14 protein-coding genes and 1 tRNA gene are annotated in these 24,156 nt (G+C 53.1%); 5 read left to right on the top strand and 10 right to left on the bottom strand.

Going from position 1 to position 24,156, the window contains the following annotated elements; all coding sequences use genetic code 11:
- Positions 1-70 precede the first annotated feature (70 nt).
- Genes QWY27_RS05485 through QWY27_RS05465 form a run of 5 tightly spaced genes read right to left on the bottom strand, consistent with a single transcriptional unit; the run spans position 71 to position 13,983 of the window.
- Positions 71-1,762, bottom strand: coding sequence for a GmrSD restriction endonuclease domain-containing protein (locus QWY27_RS05485; RefSeq protein ID WP_290195521.1), 1,692 nt, complete (start codon positions 1,760-1,762; stop codon positions 71-73).
- A 9-nt stretch (positions 1,763-1,771) separates the two neighbouring features.
- Positions 1,772-4,771: a type I restriction endonuclease subunit R gene (locus QWY27_RS05480; RefSeq protein ID WP_290195519.1), complete on the bottom strand. Its 3,000-nt coding sequence runs from the start codon at positions 4,769-4,771 to the stop codon at positions 1,772-1,774.
- Positions 4,758-6,173: a restriction endonuclease subunit S gene (locus tag QWY27_RS05475; protein ID WP_290195517.1), complete on the bottom strand. Its 1,416-nt coding sequence runs from the start codon at positions 6,171-6,173 to the stop codon at positions 4,758-4,760. Before QWY27_RS05475 ends, QWY27_RS05480 begins: the two co-directional genes overlap by 14 nt.
- Positions 6,173-8,566 (bottom strand): type I restriction-modification system subunit M, encoded by a 2,394-nt coding sequence (locus tag QWY27_RS05470; RefSeq protein WP_290195516.1) that lies wholly within the window; start codon positions 8,564-8,566, stop codon positions 6,173-6,175. The genes QWY27_RS05475 and QWY27_RS05470 overlap by 1 nt, the downstream gene beginning before the upstream one ends.
- Positions 8,563-13,983 carry a DUF4011 domain-containing protein gene (locus QWY27_RS05465; protein WP_290195514.1) on the bottom strand — a complete coding sequence of 1,807 codons (5,421 nt, stop codon included), beginning with the start codon at positions 13,981-13,983 and terminating at the stop codon, positions 8,563-8,565. The genes QWY27_RS05470 and QWY27_RS05465 overlap by 4 nt, the downstream gene beginning before the upstream one ends.
- A 516-nt stretch (positions 13,984-14,499) precedes the next feature.
- On the opposite strand from QWY27_RS05465, the gene QWY27_RS05460 reads away from it, so the two are divergent.
- Together QWY27_RS05460 and QWY27_RS05455 are read left to right on the top strand one after the other, a co-directional pair.
- The gene (locus QWY27_RS05460) at positions 14,500-14,730 is read left to right on the top strand and encodes a helix-turn-helix transcriptional regulator (protein ID WP_290195512.1); all 231 of its coding nucleotides are present in this window, start codon (positions 14,500-14,502) and stop codon (positions 14,728-14,730) included.
- 1,233 nt (positions 14,731-15,963) lie between these two features.
- On the top strand, positions 15,964-16,236 hold the full coding sequence (locus tag QWY27_RS05455) for a hypothetical protein (RefSeq protein ID WP_290195510.1): 273 nt from the start codon (positions 15,964-15,966) through the stop codon (positions 16,234-16,236).
- A 21-nt stretch (positions 16,237-16,257) separates the two neighbouring features.
- On the opposite strand, the gene QWY27_RS05450 is transcribed toward QWY27_RS05455, so the two are convergent.
- From QWY27_RS05450 to QWY27_RS05430, 5 genes are all read right to left on the bottom strand, one after another.
- Positions 16,258-17,481, bottom strand: coding sequence for a tyrosine-type recombinase/integrase (locus QWY27_RS05450; RefSeq protein ID WP_290195508.1), 1,224 nt, complete (start codon positions 17,479-17,481; stop codon positions 16,258-16,260).
- A 175-nt stretch (positions 17,482-17,656) separates the two neighbouring features.
- Positions 17,657-17,741 (bottom strand) — tRNA-Leu (locus tag QWY27_RS05445).
- A 41-nt stretch (positions 17,742-17,782) separates the two neighbouring features.
- Positions 17,783-18,142, bottom strand: coding sequence for a Rap1a/Tai family immunity protein (locus tag QWY27_RS05440; protein WP_290195506.1), 360 nt, complete (start codon positions 18,140-18,142; stop codon positions 17,783-17,785).
- Between the two features lie 42 nt (positions 18,143-18,184).
- The gene (locus tag QWY27_RS05435) at positions 18,185-19,483 is read right to left on the bottom strand and encodes a DUF3300 domain-containing protein (protein ID WP_290195504.1); all 1,299 of its coding nucleotides are present in this window, start codon (positions 19,481-19,483) and stop codon (positions 18,185-18,187) included.
- A 58-nt stretch (positions 19,484-19,541) separates the two neighbouring features.
- Complete coding sequence (locus tag QWY27_RS05430; RefSeq protein ID WP_290195503.1) at positions 19,542-20,600, bottom strand: serine hydrolase domain-containing protein; 1,059 nt, start codon at positions 20,598-20,600, stop codon at positions 19,542-19,544.
- A 204-nt stretch (positions 20,601-20,804) separates the two neighbouring features.
- Between QWY27_RS05430 and QWY27_RS05425 the strand changes: the two genes are divergently transcribed.
- From QWY27_RS05425 to QWY27_RS05415, 3 genes are read left to right on the top strand one after another with little or no spacing between them, the layout of a single operon-like run.
- The gene (locus QWY27_RS05425; protein ID WP_290195500.1) at positions 20,805-22,364 is read left to right on the top strand and encodes an ABC transporter substrate-binding protein; all 1,560 of its coding nucleotides are present in this window, start codon (positions 20,805-20,807) and stop codon (positions 22,362-22,364) included.
- Positions 22,365-22,408: 44 nt separating this feature from the next.
- Positions 22,409-23,326 carry an ABC transporter permease gene (locus QWY27_RS05420; RefSeq protein WP_290195498.1) on the top strand — a complete coding sequence of 306 codons (918 nt, stop codon included), beginning with the start codon at positions 22,409-22,411 and terminating at the stop codon, positions 23,324-23,326.
- Positions 23,286-24,155, top strand: a complete 870-nt coding sequence (locus QWY27_RS05415; RefSeq protein WP_435433448.1) for an ABC transporter permease — start codon at positions 23,286-23,288, stop codon at positions 24,153-24,155. The genes QWY27_RS05420 and QWY27_RS05415 overlap by 41 nt, the downstream gene beginning before the upstream one ends.
- Position 24,156: the final 1 nt, after the last annotated feature.

The raw sequence follows: 24,156 nt of genomic DNA, 5'->3' as shown, positions 1-24,156 counted from the left end.
TTGAGGGTACAGGCAAAACAGGCTTTAAACCAAGCTGAATGAAATTTCGTTGTTCAGAGCGTTTTTGGCTTCAGCCGGTGATGAACACGTTGAGCCTGTTCGCGATTCGTTCGCGACGTACTTCAAGGAACTTCTTGTAGGCGGGAGTGTCAAGCAGCTCTGGGTCAACCGGTATCTCTTGGACGCTGAATCCCTCTTCGCCACTCTTTGCCGCAAAAAAGGCCAAGTAATCTTTTGGCGATTTGTCGCTGATTACACGGTTAGTCTTGCCGCCAATGAATGCCAAGTTGGCTATATCGTCCGCCTCTCGCGAAATCACGCCTGCCTTTGTGAGCACAGCCTTTGGAAAGATATGATGAAACTGGAGGCGATGTTGAACGCCATTGTGGTCAAGTGCAATCGTCAGATTGGAATGCCAGTCTTTTGCGCCAGCCGACCGGAAGGCCAAGAACATGGTTTTAAACAGTGCACTACGCTGGTTTCTACCAGATAGCTCCTCAGGGGAAATTTCGAGCCTGCCAACCTGTGAGCGTAGGCGGTCTATTAGGTCCTGGATGGTGCCCCCATCTCGAATCGAAGCAATATCCTGGTCGAGCAAAGTCTCACTAGATCCACGCGAGAACCTTCCTTTAGCGTTGGCTGCCAGCACCCAATAACGCAGCAGTTTGGACTCATCTGGCGAAATTTGGTAGTTGCGCTTGTGACCGAAATACGAAATGGCCACCACCATGAACGGCGAAGACAGCAATGCTGGGCTGTCAATCCCGACGTTGTTCTTCAGAAAATTCATGGCGAAGTTCATGCCTTCACATGCTTCATCCCACGCTTTTTGAAGCCGGGTAATGTCAAGCGAGCTCACCGTCTTGAAGCGAGACTGTCCAGTGGCCATAGCAACCAGATTCTTCAAGTGGATACCCAGCTCAAGATCAAATCCGACTTCTTTGCACTTACCTTGGAATGCAAGGAAGGAATGAAGTGAGTTTTTCCACTTCGCAGTGATTTGGGCCAGTGCAAGATCCGAGCTTCGAAGCTTTGCGCCAAGTGAGTTGACGCGCACAAAAATCTCAGTCACCTCGTCATAGGAAAGCGTACGCTCCAGTACATCCATGCGGTACACATACTTCTTGACGGCCCTGAGGCGATCAAGGCGCTGGCTGTAAAGGTCTGCGCGAGGGTCATCAAAGGAGGTAACGCCAGCCCGCTTGAGGAATTCGGTGTTGCTTGTGCTCTTGAAAACTTCTGAGACTTTGACCCAGCGCGGACTGCTTTCCAACTTACGGGTCGATACAACGAAGGTCATTCGGTCAAAACGCTGCTGAAGCTCATCCTCAGATGCATCTACCTGATCAGGTTCGGTGTCATCAACATCACTCTCTTCGTCAATTTCCATAAAGCCTTGAAGCTCATTTGGGTGTTCAAGGTTGAAAAGAATTTCAATAGGGCGCTTTCTGCCGCGCACATTTACAGGTTCACCTCGAATCACAGCGGAAAGAGATGTAAGCCGCTGCTGCCCGTCTAACAGTAGCCGAGTAGTTTTGTAGGGATTGCTTTGCTGTCCAACTGCCATCGCCTGCAATGGCACATCTTCATCGGTTTCCCAAAGCAAGATCGCCCCAGAAGGGTAGCCACGATAGAGGGAATCAAGCAAATCACGAACTCTAGTTGAGCGCCAAACATACTGTCGCTGCATCTCGGGCAAGCGCAGCTCGCCGCGTTCAATCATTCCTACTAGTTCTTCAACCGTTGCTTCTGCTTTTGCCATATTAAATTCTCAATTTCTAGCACCGATACCATGAGGATGAGCTGGTGTTGATTGCAGGCCAGGGTGATAAGTTGAATCAAAGACCATGTCGGTTAGCCAGCGCTTAAAACTGGGGTTGTCGCTGAACTGCTTGAACAGCTCGGTGTGGTCGGAGATCAATTCCAGCACTACGCGATTCAACGCCTTGTCGTGTTCCAGCTTGGCGTTTTGCTTGTCAGAGTTGGCCTGTGCGTTCTGATATGCCTTGTCCTGCGCTACACGAGCCGGAATCTCCTCAATGATGACCTTGCGAATCTTGTCACCGTCCTTCCACTCGATGTTTCCGAACATGTCGTTGAAAGCCCTGATGATGTTCGACAGTTTGTCGATGTCTGGCGTTCCACCGAAGCCTCCGGCTCCTTCTGGCGCTGGTTCGATGATTCCATCAGTGTCGTCCATTGACATCCTCAGCGACGCCTGCGCCTCTACCCGGTAACTGTCCATGTCGATAGCCTCCAACACGCCCTTGGATAGGTCTTCCTCCTTGGGAGCTGGTAGCTTCGGGATCAGGAAATTCAGGAAGATGGCCAACTTTTCCCACGCCGGGTGACCGTAGGTCAGGATCGCCGCGAGAAAGCCGTAGCTGCGCACGAATGCTTTTGCATTGCCCTTGAACTCGACTTGATCGTCTTCGACCAGCGCGTCGATGTACTCGGCAACGCAGGCATCAAGGATGGGATCGAGCTTGTCGCGGTCTGCGCCAGTGACGTAGAGCGCGACTAAATCCTCTACCTGCTGCCAGCTGTATACCTGCTTTGCATCGAGATCATTCTTCAGGTCGTGCAGCTTGTTGGAGTCGGTTTCGCCAGTTTGGATCGTGGCGCGGTAGTAGTCCTGGAACGCCGCTTTCACAGCCTCAGCGTTGTCGGAAAAATCTAGCACAAAGGTGTCGCGCTTCTGCGGGTGGGCACGATTCAGCCTTGAGAGCGTTTGCACTGCGAGCACGCCAGCCAACGGTTTATCCACGTACATCGTGTGCAACAGCGGCTCGTCAAAGCCAGTAACGAACTTGTTCGCGACGATCAGGAAGCGATATGGATCTTGTTTGAGCTTGGATGGAATATCCTTGCTCGGGAAGTCATTAAGATCGGCCTCGGTTTTCTTCACCCCGCCAATCTCAAAATCGCCCGAGTACGCGACAATTGCCTTGTACGGGCTTTTGATCGTAGCAAGATAATCCGACACCTCGCGGAAATAATCGATGGCACGTGCGATACCGTTGCACACAATCATGGCCCGCGCCTTGCCGCCGATCTTTTGTTTGCCCGCCACCTGGGCAACGAAGTGATCGACCATGATCTCGGCCTTCTTGCGGATGGCTTTGTCGTGCGATTCGACGTAATGCCGAATTTTCTTCAGCGCCTTGACCTTTTCGAAGTCCGGATCATCCTCGACGGTCTTGGCGACGTGGTAGAAGCTGTCCACCGACGTGTAGTTCGCAATCACGTCGAGGATGAATCCCTCCTGGATCGCCTGCTTCGTGGTATAGGTCAAATCTTCTGGCGAGCGGTAGCGCACTTCGCCGCCCTCCACGTAGCGCTCACCGAACAGCTCCAGCGTCCGGTTTTTCGGCGTGGCGGTAAAAGCGAAGTAGCTGGCGTTCGGTAGCATCTTGCGCGACGCAATCAGCTTGTTGACGGCATCCTCGACGGATTCTTCGTCATCCTCGTCATCACCCGGAGCACCGGACAGGGCCATATGCATCTTGGCGGTTGTCTTACCTCCCTGGCTGGAATGAGCCTCGTCGATCAACAGCGCGAACTTCTTGCTGCCCAGGTCGCCCAGTTCATCAAGGATGAACGGAAACTTCTGCACCGTCGTCACGATGATCTTCTTGCCTTTGCGCAGAAAGGTGCGCAACTCGGCGGCATCCTCGGAGTGACCGAAAATCGAAGCAACGTGGTCGTAGCTCTTGATGGTACGGGCAATCTGGGTGTCCAGCGCACGTCGGTCGGTAATTACAACGACCGAGTCGAATTGGGCCAGCATTGCATCGACAGCGGTCTTGAGCTCGACCAACTGGTGAGCCAGCCACGCAATGGTGTTGCTCTTGCCGCTGCCCGCCGAGTGCTGGATCAGGTAGCGATTGCCGACCCCGTCTTCGCGGGCGCGGCGAAGCAAGGCGCGGACGGTACGTAGCTGGTGAAATCTTGGGAACACTTGCTTGCGCCGCTTCTTGCCTTTTTCGTCTTCCTCTTCCACCACCTGTGTGAAGTTCTCGATGATGTTGGCCAGCGAATCTTTCAGCAGCACCTGCTTCCACAGATAATCAGTCTTTAATCCATGAGGGTTCGGCGGGTTGCCTGCGCCGCTGTTCCACCCCTGATTGAAGGGCAGGAACCAAGACGTCTTGCCTGTAAGGTGCGGACAAAAGCGCACCTCGACATCGTCCACCGCCATGTGTGCTACGCAGCGGCCGAGCTGAAACAGCAGCTCGTTCGGGTTACGGTCGGTCTGGTACTGCGTGATGGCATCAGCCACAGTTTGCTTGGTCAGCGAATTCTTTAACTCGAAGGTCAACACCGGCAGGCCGTTGATGAAGATCGCCATGTCCAACGAACGCTGCGACTCATCGTTGCTGTAGCGTAGCTGCCGGGTGACGCTGAAAATATTTTTGCCGAAGTTTTCGGCAGCGCTGACGTTACCCGGGGTCGGCAATAGCTTGTACAGGTCGACGTGCGCCGGACCGTGGCTGACGCCCTTGCGCAGCACATCCACCACGCCGCGCTTGGCGATCTCGCCCTGGATGCGGTGCAGGAACTGCGTGCGCTTGATGCCCTCAACAGCCAGCTCCAGCGCGGTGACGACCGTGGGCTGTGTAGCTTGCAGGAATGCAAACAACTGCACTGTGTCCACCGCCACGTCGCGGTTGTAGTCGGTGGGCTGGCCCTGCACGTAGCCGCCGCCGGTGCATAGGCCGAGGACGATCAGGGCTTCCAAGCCCTTCTCGCTAGTATCAGTCGTCGCCATCGTCTTCCTCCCCATCGGTATCGATTTCTTCGTCGCCACCCAATGCCGCTAAGGCTTCCTCAGTCACCACATCGTCCGGTCCAGGCACCCAGCCACGCACGTCCACTTGACCAGTGACGACATCGGCAATCTGTCGGTCGCGGTACTCGCGGATCAGCTTGATTTCCTCTTCGGCACGCTGGATGGCGTCTTCGAGTGGTTTGCACTCGTCGTCGATCCACTTGCAGATGGCCTTTTGTTCTTCGACTGGTGGCAATGCAATGACAGCGTTTTTCACGTCATGCTTGCCGAGTGCGAAGCGCGTGACGCCAGTTGCCAGCAAGTGAAACTGCTCGGCGATACGGGCAGACCCGATGGCGCGAAACAGGAACTCACCCTCGATGCGACCGGGGTCCGGGCGGAGCAATCCAAGGTGGTAGGCGCAGACCACACCAGGAAGCCCTTCCGGCACCCACGCTGGTACTGCGATGTCGTCCGGTGTTTCGGAATCCTTGGTGATGATCACGTCGCCTGCTTTCAGCGTGAGCCGGGCAATTTCTCCTGCCGTCGCAGTGGCGCGCATCAAATCCATGTTGTCAGTGATCTTGTCGTTTTTGTAGACGTCTGTGTAGTTGCACAGGCGAACTGGAATCTCGTGATCATGCGAGTGCTTGTCAACGCCACTGAAGCGCACATCAGCGACGTGCTTCACCAAGGCGACATCCCAGTGATTGGGAACGTCTCCCAGCCACTCGATGCCTGAAGGCTTCAACGCGACAGAAGCATTGATGCCTCGCGTGACGGCGTGATCGATGATGCGTAACTTCTGCTCGATGAGCAGTGCAATCAAGTCGCGTTTAACCTTGATGAGCCGCGCAATGTGAACGTCCTGCGCCCGGAGGTAGGCGACTATCTGATCTTGCTCGGTGCGGGGTGGGATCAGTGCCGAGACGTCATAAAAGTCGTCCGTGTACAGACGCCAAAACCCTTCAACAATACCTTTGGTGCGCCGCCGGAATTCGGCAACATAAAATGGTGTCTTGAATAGCAGCTCGCAGTAAGGCACTGAGACGTCGGACTTCGACCGAAACACGGAGTAGTCTGGGCTGATGACGCCCGTTTGTTTAGCCCGAGCGAATACACCGAGATGTGCTTTCAAGCGATTCAGAACAAGGTCACTCTCAGCGACCAACTTCCCACCGGCGTAGCTCTCAGACTGGAGACTTTTTCTACCGAGTGATTGACTGGGAACAAGACCATGAATCTGACTCATTGAAAGATGAGTCTCCTGGCCGTGCACAGAACGACTGTCAACTTCTCTAAACAGAAATCGGTTTCGGCGGGTTTGCCAATGACTTGGAATGTCTCCAACCCAAGCCAAGCCAGACGCTCTGTATTCGGTGTGGCGAGGAATTTGTTGCATCAAACATCCCCCACGATCTTGTGCAGCAAGCCTTCCGTCTGCTCCTCCAGCTTGAGGATGTCAGCGCGAATCTGATCCAGCGTGCGCAGCGGGGTCGGTTTGTAGAAGTAGCGCGCGAACGAGATCTCGTAGCCGATCTTGGTGGCGTCCATTGCAATCCAGGCATCCGACGCGTGGGGCAGCACCTCGCGGGCGAAGAAGGCGTCGATGCCGCCGGGCTCCTTGAGCGGCACCTGCTCGGTGTCGCGCAGGTCCGTATCGGCCTCGTACTCGACCATGAAGCGATCCTTGCCGATGGTTCCCAGGTACGCGCCGTCGTAGCCGGGTTCGAAATGCTCACCCGCCCTGAGCTTACTGCGCTTGGCAATGACCGGCGGGGCCGACTCATCGCGCCAACTTACCGCCTTGTAGATAGCCTTTTTCTCGGGTGCACCCAGCTTCTTGCCGTGCGCCTTCATCGTGGCATCAAAGCGCGTGCGGAACTCGTTGTGGTCGTCGAACACGCCTTCGCCTAGTTCCTGCTGCGCCAGCTTCGCCAGATCCACCAGGGTCTTGTCGCGCAGCCAGGTCGCGGGGTCGAGCAGCTTCTTGCGCCGCTTCTCCGGCACGGCCTTCTTGATGGTCTTAGCGTCTTCATCATCCGACTCGTCGTCTGCATCCTCGTCGCCGTCATCGCCCTTGAGCCACGCCTCGATCTCGGGCTTGAGCTTGGTGAGTTCCGTGTACAGCTTGTCGCTGTACTTAGTGTAGATCTCGCTACGCAGTGCCTCGTCGCCGGTAGCAAAGCGCAGGCTCTCGATGGCGCTGCGCGTGAGCTGGCTCTTGAGGCGCAGCGGACGCTCGACAGTGATCTTCCAGTAGCCAAAGTCGGCGTTGTCGAACCACTTGCATTCGGGCACCGCCTTCGCTGCATCCTCATCGGCGGGCGGCTGGTCGAGGTAGTGCTTGAGGATGCGGTCAATGTCCGCGTCCGCCAGCTCGCAGTTCTTCTTACCCAGGTTGCGCCGCATCGGCTGGAACCACTGCGAGGCGTCAATCAGTTGCACCTTGCCCTTGCGATGCGCGAGCTTGTTGTTGGCTAGCACCCAGATGTAGGTGGCGATACCGGTGTTGTAGAAGATGTTGAGAGGCAGGGCGATGATGGCTTCGAGCCAGTCGTTCTCCAGTACCCAGCGGCGGATGTTGCTCTCGCCTTGGCCTGCATCGCCGGTGAACAACGCCGAGCCGTTATGCACCAGCGCGATGCGGCTGCCCAACGGCGTGTTGTGCTTCATCTTCTGCAGCTTGTTCACCAGGAACATCAACTGCCCGTCGCTGGAGCGAGTGATGAGCTTGAACTCGGCATCGCCGCCGTGGTTGACAATGAAGCGCGGGTCGCTGAACTCCTTCTTGCCGCCCATCCGCTCGAGGTCGGTCTTCCAGCTCTTGCCGTAAGGAGGGTTGGAGATCATAAAGTCGAACTCGTGCGACCGGAACTGGTCGGCCGACAGCGTAGACTTGTCCGCGCCGCCGACGATGTTCTCGGCCTCATCACCTTCCCCCTTGAGTAGCAGGTCGGCCTTACAGATGGCGTAGGTCTCGGGGTTGATCTCCTGCCCGAACAGGTGAATCGAGACTTCCTTGTCGTGGCTCGCCGCCAGTTCGTGCAGCGCCTCTTCGGCCACAGTCAGCATGCCGCCCGTGCCGCAACTGCCGTCGTACAGCAGGTAGGTGCCCGACTGGATTTGGTCGGCTACCGGCAGGAACAGCAACTTGGCCATCAGCTTGACCACGTCGCGCGGCGTGAAGTGTTCGCCAGCCTCTTCGTTGTTCTCTTCGTTGAAGCGGCGGATCAGTTCCTCGAACACCGTGCCCATGCCATGGTTGTCCAATGCGGGCAGCTTGATGCGGCCATCCGCATCCTTGACCGGCAGCGGAGAGATGTTGACCTCTGGGTCTAGAAAGTCATTGATCAGGTGACCGAGAATGTCAGCCTCGACCATCGTCTGAATCTGGTCTCGAAACTTGAATTTCGCCAGGATGTCCTGAACGTTCGGCGAGAAGCCGTCTAGGTAATCAACGAAGTTGTCGCGTAGGCGCTGTCCTTGTCCACTGGCAGTGAGCGTGGCGAGGGTGAACTCTGAGGTGTTGTAGAACGCCTGCCCGGATGCCATACGCAGTGCGCCGTCCTGTTCGGCCACGCTGTGCGTGTCGAGAAACTTCTTGCGCTCCAGCACCACCAGCTTAGACGACTCCAACACGGCGTCGAGTCGTCGCAGCACGGTAAACGGGAGAATTACGTCGCGGTATTTGCCGCGAACGTAGACGTCGCGTAAACGGCCGTCAGCAATATTCCAAATGAAGTCAGCAACCCACTTCAGGTTGCTTTGATCTTGAGTTTCTTTGCTTCTCATTGTTCCGCTCGTTTAATTTCTATTATTTGGAAAGTCTTTGATGTACTACCAGCAAGATGCAGCAATACCTCATCCCCCACCACTGCGCCAATTAATGCTTGAGCAAGAGGACGATTTACATTGACGATGCCGTTGGCGAAGTCGTCTTTACCTTGAGTGATTTGAACGGTAAGCACATCATTTGGTTGCGCGAGATCCGCATAGCGAACAACATCCCCAACTTCAATTTCCAAGTCGTCCTCTGTATCGATAAGAACAGAGCTAACCGCTTCCCGGTCTGTCTCAGAATGAGCAGTCTGTTCAAATTTTTCAGCTGCATTACTTGTTTGTGCTGCAGCTTGCACCGACACATGACCCTCCTCGATCCAGGCTTCACTTGAAGCGTGTTCAGGTTCCCAGCTTGCGCGCTGATCTTCAAGGAAACGGATGAGCTTCTCAGTTTCTTGTCTTGGCGTGCGGAACCAATCTGTAGACCAGATCCGCCAAATGCGTCCACGCCAACCAAGAGATTCAAGGATTTCTTGACGAATACGATCACGATCTCTGACGGATAGTGCGGAGTGGTAAGTAGCCCCATCACACTCAATTGCTGCTAAATATGAGCCATGTGAATCTGGATGTTTGACGGCAATATCAATGCGATATCCTGCAACACCAAGTTGAGGAGTAACTTCATAGCCTCGCTGCTTCAGTACATCCATCACAGATATTTCAAAATCACTATCTGCTTCACGTCCCGTTTCTTCGACCGTGGCCAATGATCCTGTTCGTGCGAATTCAAGGTAATTTCGCAATGCTTTAGTGCCGTCAGGTGTTGTCCCATCCATAACGATGTCTTCAGGGCGCATCGACGTGTAAAGCGCAATTGATCTTTTTGCTCGTGTAAACAAAACGTTAAGTCGCCGCCAACCTCCTTGGCGACTGATTGGTCCGAAGTTCTGACGAACTGCACTAGAGCCAGGAGGCTTACCAAATGTTGTTGAGATGATGATCGCGTCGCGTTCATCACCTTGTACGTTTTCGAGGTTCTTGATGAACAGGGGTGCGCCTTCATTGATCCAGTTTTCACGATAGGTATCTGCACCTCGAACTGACCTGAGGCGTTCTTCAAGCAGCTCAGCGATTAGGTCACGCTGCTTGATATTTAGCGTAACAATGCCGAGAGATTCATTGGGACGGTTTGCGATGTGCTCAACAACCGCATCCACAACTCGCTTGGCCTCGCGCAGGTTAGTTTGGTTTTCGTAAATGGCGTCGGCCAAGTAAACAGCACGAACCCCCAGCTTCCCACCTTGTCCATAAGGAGAAGGAAAGATGATCAGGTTGCCACGGTAAAAGCTTTGATTTGAAAATGCGATTAGCGAATGATGCTGTGAGCGGTAATGCCATCGCAGCGACCGGGTCGGCCTGAAATGGGAGGAACAGACATCCAAAATGCTTTCGGCGTCAGTAGTGGTGAACTGGTCCTCGTTACTTTCTCCATCCTGTGACATCCGGGAGAAAAATGATGTAGGGGGTAGCTGTTTGGGATCACCTACAACGACTAATTGGCCACCTCGTGCAATTGAGCCAATTGCTTCTTCAGGTTTCAATTGAGAAGCCTCATCCATGATGACGAGATCAAACTTGATCACGCCTGGGGTCAGGTACTGCGCCACAGCTTGAGGTCCCATCATGAAGCAAGGCTTCAATGCCTGGATAGACCCACCAGCGCGGGTGAGGATTTTCCTAACAGGCATGCGTGGGCGTTGCTGTGGCATGAGGTAGTTCAGGAGAACCATCTCAGTACGATCGTCAACGCGGGCACCGTTTCTGCCGGGAGGAGGAGAGGCCTTGCGAGTGCACTCGTAAGAAATTGCCTTGCCACGCAGAGCAACGATCTCCTTGTCCAGTCGTTTGAACTCGTCGCGGATCTGGTTGTGTTTGAGGCCCGTGAAGCGTCCGAGCTGGGGAATGTTGCGGAAGGCTTCCCGAGTGATCGTGCTGTAGGTGCAATAAGCGTAGGCGTCTGGCAATTCATCGGGTTTAATGCGTTTTCTCTCAAGGAGCTCGACGAACTCAGACAAGGTCAGCTCGTTGGCCTCCTTGCGGCGAGTCAGGTACAGGGACCAAGGAATCAGAAGGTCCTTGTCCTCGACTGCCTTTTGAACTGCGTCATGCAGGGCGCTGACAAACAGCTCCAAGTCCTCGTCTGCAGGTACGCCAGTCCATGTGTCCAGCTCGAACTTCCCGAACTGGGACAGAGCATTGCTTAAGCCCTCAACCTGCTTCAATCCCGTGTGGACAGGTTCCAGTGCGGAAACCAGAGTTCGACAGGCTTCAATCGGATGCCCGGTGCGCAGCTTGCACTTGACCTGCGGCGACAAATTAAGACCGTCGATGCTTTGACCGAAGGACAGAGCCTCGAGGGCGGTCGAGCAGTCTGTGTCCACGCCCAGATAAATATCGCCCAGGAGCGACTTGACACAGTCATTGGCTTGAATCTGTGACTTCAGTGACGAGCGCTCCAAGGCTGCGTCGCATCCGATGATCACTTGGCTGAACGTAGCTTGGCTGCGAGCTTCCAACTCAAGCCATTCGAATCGGTCTTCGAGTGCTTCTGTGAATTCACTGATCTTCTCCAACACCTTGTCGAGCAGATTGCTGCCGCTGAATTCTGAGAGGCGTTTGAGCTTTGCGTTGATGTCTTTGAATGCTGCGATAGCAGTCGTGATTTCCAGCTTGACTGTCGAGAATTCCCGGCGCAGGGCGCGGGCTTGGTCGGTGGTGAAGCTGATTGGGTCGATCAGGACGGCTTGAATATCCTCTGAGGCAATTTTGATGCCTCGATTCCATTTCGCCAGCGCAAGGTAACCTTCCAAAGGCAAGGGGGTGCCTGGCGCGGGGAAGCCGAGGAATTGCGTCCAGGTCGGCGATGACTTCCACTGTTCTTTGAGGCCCAGCAGTTTGACGATTTGTTCGAGCTGCTCCAACCGCTTGTGGCCAGGCATTTTGATCTTGGTGCGTTGGAGTGCCTTGTGCAGCCCTACCGCTTTTCGCCACCGACCTTGGAAGATGCGATACCACGCGTCGCCTTCTCGCAGGGTCAGGATGGCTTGCTTGATATCTCCTTCATGCGGCAAGGTGTCCACATAGAGCGAATCCCCGAGTTCTTTCTCAAGACCGGTCCACTCTTCCTGGAGGGCATGCAACTGATCAAGGGCCTGGACTGCGCCGTCGCGAGTCAGTCCAGGGGTCTGAAGATGGAAGTGCTCCTCTGGGGCATCCAGCACGAGATCGGTAAAACCGAGCAACTGCTCGAGCTTCTGCGTCGATCCGTTGTAAGGAATCTTCTTCTCGCCCAGGAACATCACCAAGTTGGCGTTGGCCGTCGAAAGCTTGCCCGTAGTCTCAACCAGTTGTTGATGCAGGATGCGAAGCTCATTGAGCGTGCCCAGGTCTGCGCCCAAACTCCCCGCGATTCGCTGCAAGCCCTTTAGATTGTCGGTCCCTGACTTTGTGACGCTGGATTCGAGCTTCAGCGCTGTTTTGACCGCCCCTTCGAGGCTGTGAAACTGTTCGACTTGTTTGGCGAAGGCCTCAAGTGCCTGAGCGGATTTGGTTCCCGTCTCGTCGTCCTCAAAGAACCCAGGAATGAGGTGCAGAGGCAATTGCTGATTGGCAGTCTCAAGCAGTTTCTTGAGAACGGCCAATTGCTCACTGCTGAACTCCAGTGAGAGGTTGTGAACGCGGCCTCCGAGCACTTGCGAGTATTGCTTAGAAGCATCTACCAAGGCCTGGCCCCACTCATCTGCTGCTTCAAATAGTTGGGTGAGTTTGACTTCATCCCCGGGGATCAGGCGCTCAGGGTAGAAGCCCCAGAAGGTGCAGCTTGCGTCAAAGCCTCCGACCGACTTGTATTGGGAGCCCAGGTAACCCAGGCAGTCCATACGTCGACCGAACTCGAATTCGGAAATTTGAGTTGCATCGCCGATGCTGATCTGGCTGAGCATGCTCTCTTCGTTGCTCAAACCTTGGCGATGCTTCTCGGCTCGCCACATGATCTGATGCAGCGTCAAACCAAATGCGTTGTGCGCGATGGAATTGATCAGGTCTGTGTAGGCTTTGAGATCTTGGCGGTGAGCCTCCAGCTGCTGCTGCAGACGGGGAAGATCATTGGGGTGATTGGGCCTGAAGGTGGTGCGCTTAGCTATTTCCTCCAGCACGCGCTTCTTGTTGGTCTTGTTACTGTGCAGCTCAAGAACAAATGGATCGAGGCCAGCCAGTGACAGGCGGTTCTTCACGACTTCAAGAGCCGCCAACTTCTCGGCGACAAAGAGCACCTTCTTGCCTTCAGCCAGGCAGGCAGCAATCAAGTTCGTGATGGTCTGAGACTTTCCCGTACCCGGCGGTCCTTCGATCACCAGATTTTTCTTGAGTGACAAGACATCGATGAGGGCGCTGTGCTGAGAGCTGTCGGCGTCGTAGACCAGTGGGATGCTTGCCCCTGGGCCCTCTTCCACTAGATGCTCTTCGGCTAGGCTTAGGCCCGCTCCTCCGTCGTCAGCTCTGCCCTCGAACACCTCACGAACGATTGGGTGATCAATGAGGGAGTTCTCATCTCCGTTTGAAGGCCATTTGGTTGGATCTAAATCTCGAACCAGCAGCATGTTGCTGAAGCTGAGCAAGCACAAAGAGACTCGGTGCTTGAGTGCGAAGCCAGGTTGCTTTTTGATGATCGCTTGAATCTCGACAAAGTAGCCGTTGACGTCAATCTGTTCTTCACCAAGTTCAGGCAATACCAGCCCGAAGTCGTTGCGCAGCTTCTCTCGCAGTGAGAGGTTCTCGGAGATGTCGTCGCCCGTGTACTGCAGGGAGAATTGCTGGATGCCTGCAACTTCCTTCTTTTGCAGCGACACGGGTACGCTGATCAAGGGGGCTGTGAAAGTCTTATCGCTGTCTCGCTGATCCGGAAATTCCAAGAACCCGAGCACCAGGAACAGCATGTTCGCGCCGGTCTCCTCAATCGCCAACGTAGCCTCGCGCTCGATCTTGCGGCAATGCTTGGCCAGATCGTCCGGGTACATCAGTGCCCGAACATTTGACTCGTCTGATTCTTCCCCCGCACCTAAAATGTCATACCCCGTTGAGACGCCTACGGATTTTGCCCACTCACGGGGCTCGGGTCGCTGCAATCGCCCATTGCGATCAACCCAGTCTATTCGACCAGGTTCAGGCAGCCCGAGGACGCTAATATTGGCTTTGTTGTTAGTCTCAACCAGCTTTTGATAGATAGCGGCAGGATGCCCCTCGACAAACTGCAAAGATTTGCCCGCAGTGTGCTTGAAGTTAATAAGGCGGTTTCGCCCTGTCAGGTCGAGCAGTTTTAGGCGTAACTGCTCCAATGCCGATGTAAGAGGTGAAGCGCTATCGATCATGTTTTTCTCAAAAGACTGGCATCAAGCTGCTATTTCTCATCATGGTGTTGTCAGCTAGACTGGGTGGAATACTTATAGCTAAGACATAATTAGAAAGCATCAGCATAGAGCAAATCTACTAATCTGGGGACGCAAGACTGAAAGTTAAACACCCACGCTCACCGAATGTTAAACACCACACTCACCGAATGTTTAGGAGGGTTGGTCACATTATGCCGGTGCCTTTCAAGAAGCTGTCGACAGGAGATGGGTTTGTATTGCACCGTCCGATTAAGCACGATAAAATATACTTACGGTTACAACAAACGTTGACTGCGTTTTCTGTCCATATGTCTAAGCCTGTTGGATAGTTTATTTGGTAGGTTTGGTCACTACCCCCTTGATTGTGCGCCCAGCAGGGCAGGAGAGGATCGCCTTCCGTGAGGAGCAGGATCCAAAGATACCGAGGCTTGTGTTCACGAAAGTGCGCGCAGGCCTTTTTTTTGTGCGCAATTTCGTTCATTTTGGAAATCCAAGATGCAGGAAATTACATCACAACCGCAATTTCACTACCTTCGTCTTTATCAGATCATTGGACACAAGAAGAGAGGGGTACCCCCGCTTTTACCAGTGTCAGCCTCGACCTGGTGGGCAGGTGTCAAAAGCGGAAAATTCCCTCAAGCAATCAAGCTTGGAATGCGTATAACGGTCTGGCGCTCTGACGAAATTGATGCACTCCTGCGTGATCTCTCGGAGGTCAAGCCATGAGCAATCCAACCAAGGCTATATCCATCGCAGGAGTACCCCTCCATTCGCCGCAGGAGTGTCCTAAGTGGACTCGATGCTCAGCACCAATATGTCCGCTGGATCCATTGGCATCCGAACGAAAAATGCTTCCGGGTGAAGCAGTGTGTCCATACATCTCAGAAGCCGTCAAGGATGAAAGCTTTTTTACATTCGAAGCTGCCGATCTCGGTTGGTTGCATAAAGCAATCACTCGTGCGCTACCAGAGCTGGAGCGCCAGCACGGGCCTATTCGTAACAGGCTTACACGTGCCAAAAGCACTGGATCAAAAATGGCAGCAGCATCAAAACTTAGGAAGGGTTACAGATGAAAAAGAAAACAAAAAGACCACAGCGTGTAACGGGTGGCTACACTGCTCTTCCATGGGCAGTGCTTGACAGCGTTGCCTATCGTGGTTGTAGCCATACAGCCAAGGCTTTGCTACTTGAAATAGCGCGTCAGCACGACGGGTATAACAACGGCCACTTGCAAGCATCTTACCCGTGGCTGAAGTCGCGCGGCTGGAGTTCAAACTCAGTTGTACAACGTGCACGAAAAAATCTTGAGGATCGTGAGTTAATCGTCTGCACTCGCAAGGGAGGGTTCGGCATAGGCCCGAGTCGTTATGCTGTCACTTGGTATGGGATCAATAACTTTCAAGGTCTCGACATCTCACCGGATGGATACCGCCAAGGTGCATGGACGTTCTTGGAACCCTCCAATTTATCAATTCAGCAGGCCTCTAGAAGAACTACTACCGTTCCTTCTGAGAAACTGGTTCATTCACACCTCGTGCCTGTACAGAGTACGGTAAGGGCTTAAAGATTGAAAAGCCTGTGTCTTCTAAAGGGGATGATGTAAATTGCCATTACTCTGGGTGAAATTTTTACTCGGAGTAATGGCGTGAGTTAGCGCTTAGGCTTGGGTTCAAAATAAAAAATATTGGGTTGACGGCTAGGGGTTCACTCAGAAAAAAGTTTTCGTATGTTTCCAAAGCGTAACGTGAGCATTGAGTTCGACCTCAAAACCCTAGTGACTAGCATCGGCTGCAAGCACTCAACAGGTTGATAAGCGATGCTCTTACAGAAGTGTGGACTTCTGAACGAACCTAGATGAAGAGCACACAATGTCACACTTTATGTTGCTGCGTACAAACAGCGTTTAAAATACGTAACCAATTGATTTATAATGAAAATAATAAAACTTTAATCCAAAAAATGGCGATTGGCAAAAAAACGGGTGGGCGACTGCTCGGGACACCAAACAAAAAAACAGTTGAAATCAAGGACAGGTTAGCCAGCATGGGATGCGACCCGATACAGGGAATGGCGGACTTAGCGATGGATGCAAACAACACAGCTGAGCTTCGTGGCCGAATGTACGCAGAACTGGCGCAATACGTTGCACCCAAACGTAAGGCTGTTGAACACTCGCATGGCGAAAATCAGCCAGTCATGTTCAACCTGAATCTCAGGCCTGATGGCGTCTAGAGTAGAGGCGAATAGATGCCTTCACCTCAAGGCAGCGCGATTGATCGGAATCACGTCCGCCTTTTCCAGCTTTAACGCATCAAGATAATCGGCCCATCGCTGCATCATTTCGGTTCGCTGCTTGATAAATTTTGTACGGTTGTATGCTGCACCCAATGTGTCAGGTACCCTGTGAGCAAGCTGGTGCTCAATGACTTCTGGTGCAAAACCGAGCTCTTCGTGCAGAATTGTTCGTGCAGTAGCTCTAAACCCGTGCGCCGTCATTTCCTTGCTGGTATCGTAACCAAGTCGTCGCAGGGCTGCATTGATAGCCGCATCACTCATCGGACGTCTTGGGTCACGACCGCCGGGAAATACATGATCCCTATTCCCCGTAAGCATGCTGAGTTCTTTCAAGATTGCAAAGGCTTGATTACTCAAGGGCACTAGGTGATCTGTGTTTGTTTTGCTGACGGTATAGCGCCAAGTTGCTCGTTCAAAATCGACATCAGCCCACTTCATCGTCCGCAATTCTCCCGGTCGACAAAAGATCATAGGCAGTAATCGTAATGCACACAAAACGACAAACGTCCCCTTAAATGCATCAATCGCAAGCAACAACGCTTTGAGTTCCAGAGGCGAAACGAGTGCTGCACGGTGAGTCTCTCTAGCTGGTGGCAAGGCACCCCTAAGATCTTGGCATGGATCCCGCTCTGCTCGGCCCGTCACGATTGCATAGCGAATCACGCGGCTGATTTCGCTTTTGACCCTGTGTGCCGTGTACCGCACGCCTCTACCATCTATACGGCGAAGAACAGTCAAAACGTCCGATGCCGTAATTTCGCTCACAGGCTTGTTTCCGAGCCATGGAAGTACGTCTTTCTCGATGCGAGATCGCGATTTGTCGATCTGCGCCTGCTGGATCACACCTACCCGTGATTCCTGCCACTCTTGATATATGGCGCTAAAACTATTTTCAACAGATTGCAGCAGCTTGGCTTTGGCGCTCTGCTTGACTGCGCCCGGGTCGATTCCTTGATTCAGCTGCTGTCGCGCTTCAAAGTGCAATACCCTCGCAGGGGCGAGCGTAAGCTCAGGATAGGCACCAAGCGAAAGCGACTTTTCTTTTCCAGCAAATCGATACTTGTATCGCCAAAGTTTTCCTCCGGCTGGCGTGACCAAAACAAATAGCCCCCCACTATCGGAGAGCTTGTACGGCTTAGCCCTAGGCTTGGCATTTCTGATTGCAATGTCTGTGAGAGGCATATTGGGGGTATCTCCAAAAGATCATCGCTACAAATTCAGCGCATACCCCCAATTATACCCCCGTTGCCATGCGGATTTAGTCAGGTATTATTGGACTATATCGGACAAAATCAATCAGCAACACATTGATTTATATAGTTTTTATGGACTTCAAAAACTTTATTGCACGATCTTATGGTGCCCCGAGCCGGAATCGAACCGGCACGCCCTTAGGCTGCAGATTTTAAGTCTGCTATGTCTACCAATTTCATCATCGGGGCCACTCACGAGGCGCTATTGTATCCAAAAGCGCCGAGGTCCATCAGCCTTTGCAGGGAAAGCGGATCGGGAGGTAACGCAAAATCGATGCGGCGGCCTTTTCCTGATGATATTGGGGGTTGGCAATCGCCCAGCGAATAAACTCCGCCAGAACCTCGTCACGGGGTACGCCACCTGGTGGCAAGCACACTGTTTTAGGGGCTTTCGGATCCTTTGTAAGCTCTGATCCCTGGTAAACACCTTCGCCAAAACCATAGCAGAAAGTTTGTGCTTCGAGATCGGTGCGGCTTTGACATAAATTGATCATGGCGCCCAGAGAAACGTCGGACGGGGGAACATTTTGCGCACCAGAGGCAAAAGGAAGAGCCGCAAAGAGCGCGGTCGCTAATAGTTTATTCATCATGACTGTTTCCAAAAAAATTGAAGGGTTGAGCGGAAAAGACGACTAGCGTCTGAATCCACCGCCAAAATGTCCGCCACCAAAGCCACGGCCACCAAAACGATCGCCGCCACCGAAACGGTCACCTCCGCCAAAGCGGTCGCCTCCACCAAATCTGTCCGCATTAAAGTCACTACGGCCTTCGCGGCCTAACTGGTTTTCCTGACGCGCTTCACGCGCGCGGTTTGGATCGGCACGATCCTGAGTCCAGTCGCTTCGGGCCTGTTGATTCATTTGGCTGGCCTGACTGCGCTCTTGAGGGGTCGCACTGCGATTAAAAGCATTTTGCGCGTTTTGACGTGCTTGATCAGCGCGCTGCCTTTCCTCAGGCGTAGCGTTATTTCTCCAGTCATTGACTGCGTTTTGCTGGCGCGCGATATCGTTGCGGGTGATTGCGCTGTGGTTGCCCGCACCGTAGCGATTATTCAGTGCCGAATTGCCGTAAGGTATGCCATCGCGATGAGCGGGGTTATGCGACCACGTGCTGTCATTACCGAACCGATCAGAACGCAAGTTAGAAGCCGAATTGAAACGATTATTGAAATTGTTAAAGGTCGCGTTATTGATCGTGATGGATCCAGAACCCCAATGAGGCGTGGACCACAAGGCTGCACCGACTGCCATCCCGATACCAAAACTCATCAAACCCCAGGCGGGGTTGTAAACAGGATAAGGGGGGTAAGCGGCATAAGGCCAAGCACCATAAACCATCATAGGGTTGTATGTTGGCACGTACACGACTTGAGGATTCGCAGGAACGATGATGATGTTTGACTGTGCATCGCTCGAAACGGAAACCTGCTGATTGGACTTGAGGTTTCCAGACTGTCTCGCCTTGGCGCGCAACGCCTGTACAGCTTGCATCAGATCTTTTGGCTGGGCGAGGTATGCATCCCCAAGCTGTTGCGTCCAGCTCAAGTTGTTGCCAAGCATGTTGAGTGCGTCAGGGAACGAGACCAGAGACTTCACGCTGTTGTCCCAGGTTTGAGGCTTCAGCGCATTTTGTAGAGCATCACCCTTGAGGTGCGTGTTGTTACGCAACCAATTGGCAGCCTCGGCTACCTCGAGAGGATAGGTCGCAGCCATCAACATTTGCGATAACAATGAATCCGGGTATAACGCGATCGACGAGACCAACGACTCAAGCTGAGGCATGGTCAAGTTGGCCGACTGTGTCGTGCCCTGCGCGAAGGCAGGCTGGACTAGGGATGCGCTAAAAAGAGCGCCACCTGTGGCCAGCGTCAACACCATCGCAGCGGTCGCGGCAGTCAGTGAAAAATTGCGGACTTTATTTTTCTGCATCATAGATCCCGTTTCTGGGTTTAAAGATAAAAGGGGCGAAGTTAGCGCCCCGCCTTGTGTGTTAGGCCATGGCCTTGACTGCTTGATAAATCTTTCCAAACACTGCATCCGCATGCGCGGAGTTGAGCCAGCGAATAATCACCACCATACCCATTTCAGGCTCGATCCAGGTAAATGAACTACCCGCTCCGACCGCAAAATAGCTTGAAGCCGGCAAACTTGGAAATACCTTCTGCTGATCATTCAGCCAAACGAGGTAGCCATAGAATGGTGCCAGCTTGCAGGGCACTTGCATACGCTTGATCCATTCAGCTGACAGCACGCGTTTGCCATTGGCCATTCCCTCATCCAGCATCATCTGACCGATCAGGGCCTGATCTTCGCTGCTAATGGACATCCCCCCTCCCCAATGCGTTCCGCCGGGAACAGACTGGACACGTTTGCCGGCGATCTCCACCCAGGCGTCATCGTAACCAACCCAATTCCAGTTCTCTGTTGCGCCCACCGGACGCGTAATCGCCTCGCGAAAGACCTCAGGCAATGGACGCTGAAACAGGTGCAACAAAGCCAATGACAACTGGTTGATGCGAACGTCGTTGTATTCCCAATAGGTGCCGGCTGGCTGCAAAGGCCGCGCATCCCCTTTCACGCCGTCCGGTGCTTTGGCAAACGTCACGGCACGATAGCGATCCACCTGATCAGGCAGGCCGAACAATGTGCCCTCCCATTCACTGGTCTGTTGGAGCATCTGCTCCCAAGTCACTTGCGCATTATTACCTTCATCGAAACCGATTCCCTTCAATTTCCTACCAATCGGCTCGTTCAAGTCTTTGATCAGTCCACGATCAAATGCCACACCTGCTAACAAAGCGAGGTAGGTCTTGGCCACGCTAAAAGTCAGATCTGCACGCTTGGGCTCGCCCCAGGAGACCAGATGTTTGCCACGCAACAAAATAGTGCCTGAGTTCGGTCCACGAGAGTGCACGGGACCATAAAGCTTGTTATATGGCGCAGGATCGCCATGATGTACACCCCAATTACTGCTTGTGCAGTCACGGTCCCAAGTACTTTCATGATCGATCGCAAACTGTACGGCCTGTTCTAGTGCGGGGCTCTGCATACATCACCTTGTGAAATAAAAGTCGAAATGAGTATTTAATGTGTAAAAACTTTGATTGTGGACAATTTTGGCACAGTAATTGCATATACAACTATCAACTGGGTGTAAGTCCTAATTGCAACCTGTTGCCTGTGGGATGATTTACCTGTTAAAAGAAACATGCTTGCTAGACGATGTCGTGACAAACCGAATCAGAGGAAGACTATGAACTATTCGAGCATTGCTTTAAAAGCCCCTTTGGCTAAATTTAATCTGCGTGCAGGCTTGCTTGCTTGTGCCCTGGCCGCCACTGTAGCTTTCACTTTGCCTGCCCATGCGGGCAAAAAGAACGACACGCTAGGTTTTGCTTACGACCAAACGCCTGAGAACATCGACCCCTACTACAACAATGTCCGGATTGGCGTGATTATTGCCGCCAACGTTTGGGATACGCTGGTATACCGCGACCCCGTGACAGGTGAATACAAAGGTCAACTTGCAAAAAGCTGGAAGCAAATCGACGATCGCACTTTAGAGTTCGATCTGCGAGAGGGCATCAAGTTCCATAATGGAGAAGAGTTTGACGCGGATTCTGTTGTATACACGCTGAATTTCGTTTCCGACCCTGCTAACAAAGCACGACAGCAAACTGTGACAGGCTGGATTGAGAAAGCGGAAAAAGTTAGCAAATACAAAGTCCGAATCATCAGTAAACAGCCTTTCCCTGCCGCGATTGACTATCTCGCGACAGCCATTGCTATTCATCCGGCCAAGTACTACAAAGAAGTCGGTCCAAATGGCATGAACCTCAAGCCGATTGGCTCCGGCCCTTACAAAGTGGTTGAGCACATTCCCGGCAAGTCTTTGACCCTTGAGCGCAACCCAGATTACTTCAAAGACTCACCAAAAAAACAACCGACTATCGGCAAAGTCCGGATTCGCTTCATCCCTGACCGCCAAACACAGATGGCTGAGGTGATGTCTGGTGGCGAAGACTTCATCATGCACGTTCCAAAGGATCAGGCTGAAAAGCTTAAGTCCCTGCCTCACCTGCAAGTTCAAAGCGGTAACACGATGCGTATCGTATTCCTGCAGATGAACACACGTGATGGTACGCCCGCTCCTCAACTCAAGGACGTACGCGTCCGGCATGCCATCGCCCACGCGATAGACCGCGAAGCGATTTTGAAAAACATCGTGGGTGGCGGAGAGATCATCAACTCAATTTGCACACCCTCACAGGTAGGCTGTACCAGCCAAGGTGTCAAGGTCTACAACTATGACCCTGCCTTGGCGAAAAAACTTCTGGCCGAAGCAGGCTACCCCAATGGTTTTGAAGTGGATCTGATGGCGTACCGCGAGCGTCCACAAACCGAAGCCATGATCAACTATCTGAGCGCTGTCGGGATCAAGCCAAAGCTGAGCTTCATGCAATACGCAGCGATGCGGGACTTGGCGCGCGCCAACAAGACCTCCCTCACGCACCAGACTTGGGGATCGAACCTTGTCAACGACATGTCGGCCTCCACGCCGGTTTACTTTGGTGGCGGTGCAGACGATGTGAGCCGCGACCCTGAGGTCATCAAATTGCTGAACGAGGGCGACAGCACGGTCGATATGAAGAAGCGCCAGGAGGTATATCAGAAGGCTTTGTCGATTATTGCCGACCAAGCATACGCTGTGCCGCTTTGGACTCTACCTGTCTACTACGTTGCTAGCAAAGAGGTAAACTTCAAGCCCTACCATGACGAGTTGGTTCGTTTTTGGGAAATGAGCTGGAAGTAATCCTCTCTTTTTGTTTTTACTATTTGTATCTTAGGTAAGGCATCATGCTGGCATATATTACAAAGCGGCTAGGACTCGCTGTCCTGGTCGCGCTGACAGTTTCAATTCTTGCCTTCATGCTGCTTTACCTCTCAGGCGATCCAGCATTGGCGATCGCCGGAGAGGGCGCACGACAGGTCGACATCGACATGGTTCGCAAAACCTATGGTTTTGACCAGCCAATCATTGTCCAGTTTGGTAACTGGCTGCTTAAAGTGGTTCAGGGCGACCTGGGTCAGTCGATCTATTTCAAAACAGATGTAGGCAAGCTTATTTTTACCAAGCTTGAAACCACTCTTTTGCTTGCGATTTACTCGCTGGCTTTTGCCCTGCTTATTTCAGTACCGCTGGGCGTACTAGCAGCAATTTATAAAAACAGCTGGATTGACCGCCTCTGTCTGGGTGTGGCTGTGGTCGGTCAGGCGATGCCCAATTTCTTTTTTGCGCTGATCCTGATTATGCTGTTTTCAATTACCTGGCGCATGTTGCCGGTATCCGGTAGCGGCACCTGGCAACATTTCGTGATGCCAGCCATCGCGCTTGGCTATTACGCCGCACCTGCATTTATGCGTCTGATTCGGGCCGGCATGATAGAAGTACTCAGTGCGGACTACATCCGCACCGCGCGTGCCAAAGGCCTTCCAACCGGCACTGTCATTTTCAAGCATGCCTTGCGTAATGCGATTGTCCCGGTCGTGGCGCTCGCAGCTGTGCAACTCGGCTTTTTGCTGGGCGGCTCCGTCGTGATCGAGACTATTTTCGCACTCGATGGTCTGGGCTATCTCGCCTACCAAAGCATCATTCAAAAAGATTTCCCAGTCACGCAGGTGATTGTTTTGCTGCTGTCAGTCATCTATATCTTGTTGACCCTGGCCTCAGATATTGCCAACGCCTGGCTTGATCCTCGTATTCGAGTTGCTTGAGATGAAAAAAAATACGGCTCTTTATGTGGGTTGCGGTCTACTGCTTTTCATCGTCTTCTGTGCAGTATTCGCACATTGGCTGTCACCGTATGACCCCTACTTTCAGGATCTGACCAATCGGACTGTTCCGCCAGTCTGGTACGAAAAAGGTAGTTGGGCACATCCCCTTGGCACCGATCAGCTCGGTCGCGACTATTTGTCACGCTTGCTTTATGGCGCGCGTATTTCTTTGCTGATTGGCCTGAGCGTTGCTGTGATTTCAGGACTGATCGGCACCACGATGGGTATGCTAGCTGGCTACTTTGGCGGTCGGATCGACATGATCGTGTCCTTCATGGTGACCACACGCCTGTCCATGCCTGTCATTTTGGTGGCGCTCGCGACAGTTGCACTGGTTGGAGGCTCTTTGTGGGTCGTCATTATGGTGCTCGGCCTCCTAAAATGGGACCGTTTTGCCGTGGTGATGCGTAGCGCGACGCAACAAGTGCGATCCATGGAATATGTCTCTGCGGCGCAGTCTGCTGGCGCATCGACACTGCGCATCATGCTGACAGAGGTCCTGCCCAATGTAATGCCTCATCTGATTGTGATCGCCACACTCGAAGCTGCGAGCGCGATTTTGCTTGAAGCGGCACTGTCGTTTCTAGGGCTCGGTGTTCAACCCCCGCTACCCTCTTGGGGCTTGATGATTTCAGAGGCTAAGTCCTACATGTTCTTTTCATTTTGGCTGATTGCGATTCCCGGTACGGCTTTGGCTTTATTGATTTTCGCCATCAACCTGGCAGGTGATGGTCTCCATCAGCTCCTGACACCGGGCGAGAGAGCTTAAT

It is taken from the genome of Zwartia vadi (genome assembly GCF_030410375.1).
In the GTDB taxonomy this organism is placed as follows: Bacteria; Pseudomonadota; Gammaproteobacteria; order Burkholderiales; family Burkholderiaceae_B; genus Zwartia; species Zwartia vadi.
This window is presented reverse-complemented; position numbering and strand designations above follow the sequence as displayed.

What these genes read in the sequence shown, in the direction of transcription:
- QWY27_RS05485 (WP_290195521.1), bottom strand. Translation starts at nt 1,762, where the DNA reads ATGGCAAAAGCAGAAGCAACGGTTGAAGAACTAGTAGGAATGATTGAA.
- QWY27_RS05480 (WP_290195519.1), bottom strand. Translation starts at nt 4,771, where the DNA reads ATGGCGACGACTGATACTAGCGAGAAGGGCTTGGAAGCCCTGATCGTC.
- QWY27_RS05475 (WP_290195517.1), bottom strand. Translation starts at nt 6,173, where the DNA reads ATGCAACAAATTCCTCGCCACACCGAATACAGAGCGTCTGGCTTGGCT.
- QWY27_RS05470 (WP_290195516.1), bottom strand. Translation starts at nt 8,566, where the DNA reads ATGAGAAGCAAAGAAACTCAAGATCAAAGCAACCTGAAGTGGGTTGCT.
- QWY27_RS05465 (WP_290195514.1), bottom strand. Translation starts at nt 13,983, where the DNA reads ATGATCGATAGCGCTTCACCTCTTACATCGGCATTGGAGCAGTTACGC.
- QWY27_RS05460 (WP_290195512.1), top strand. Translation starts at nt 14,500, where the DNA reads ATGCAGGAAATTACATCACAACCGCAATTTCACTACCTTCGTCTTTAT.
- QWY27_RS05455 (WP_290195510.1), top strand. Translation starts at nt 15,964, where the DNA reads ATGGCGATTGGCAAAAAAACGGGTGGGCGACTGCTCGGGACACCAAAC.
- QWY27_RS05450 (WP_290195508.1), bottom strand. Translation starts at nt 17,481, where the DNA reads ATGCCTCTCACAGACATTGCAATCAGAAATGCCAAGCCTAGGGCTAAG.
- QWY27_RS05440 (WP_290195506.1), bottom strand. Translation starts at nt 18,142, where the DNA reads ATGATGAATAAACTATTAGCGACCGCGCTCTTTGCGGCTCTTCCTTTT.
- QWY27_RS05435 (WP_290195504.1), bottom strand. Translation starts at nt 19,483, where the DNA reads ATGATGCAGAAAAATAAAGTCCGCAATTTTTCACTGACTGCCGCGACC.
- QWY27_RS05430 (WP_290195503.1), bottom strand. Translation starts at nt 20,600, where the DNA reads ATGCAGAGCCCCGCACTAGAACAGGCCGTACAGTTTGCGATCGATCAT.
- QWY27_RS05425 (WP_290195500.1), top strand. Translation starts at nt 20,805, where the DNA reads ATGAACTATTCGAGCATTGCTTTAAAAGCCCCTTTGGCTAAATTTAAT.
- QWY27_RS05420 (WP_290195498.1), top strand. Translation starts at nt 22,409, where the DNA reads ATGCTGGCATATATTACAAAGCGGCTAGGACTCGCTGTCCTGGTCGCG.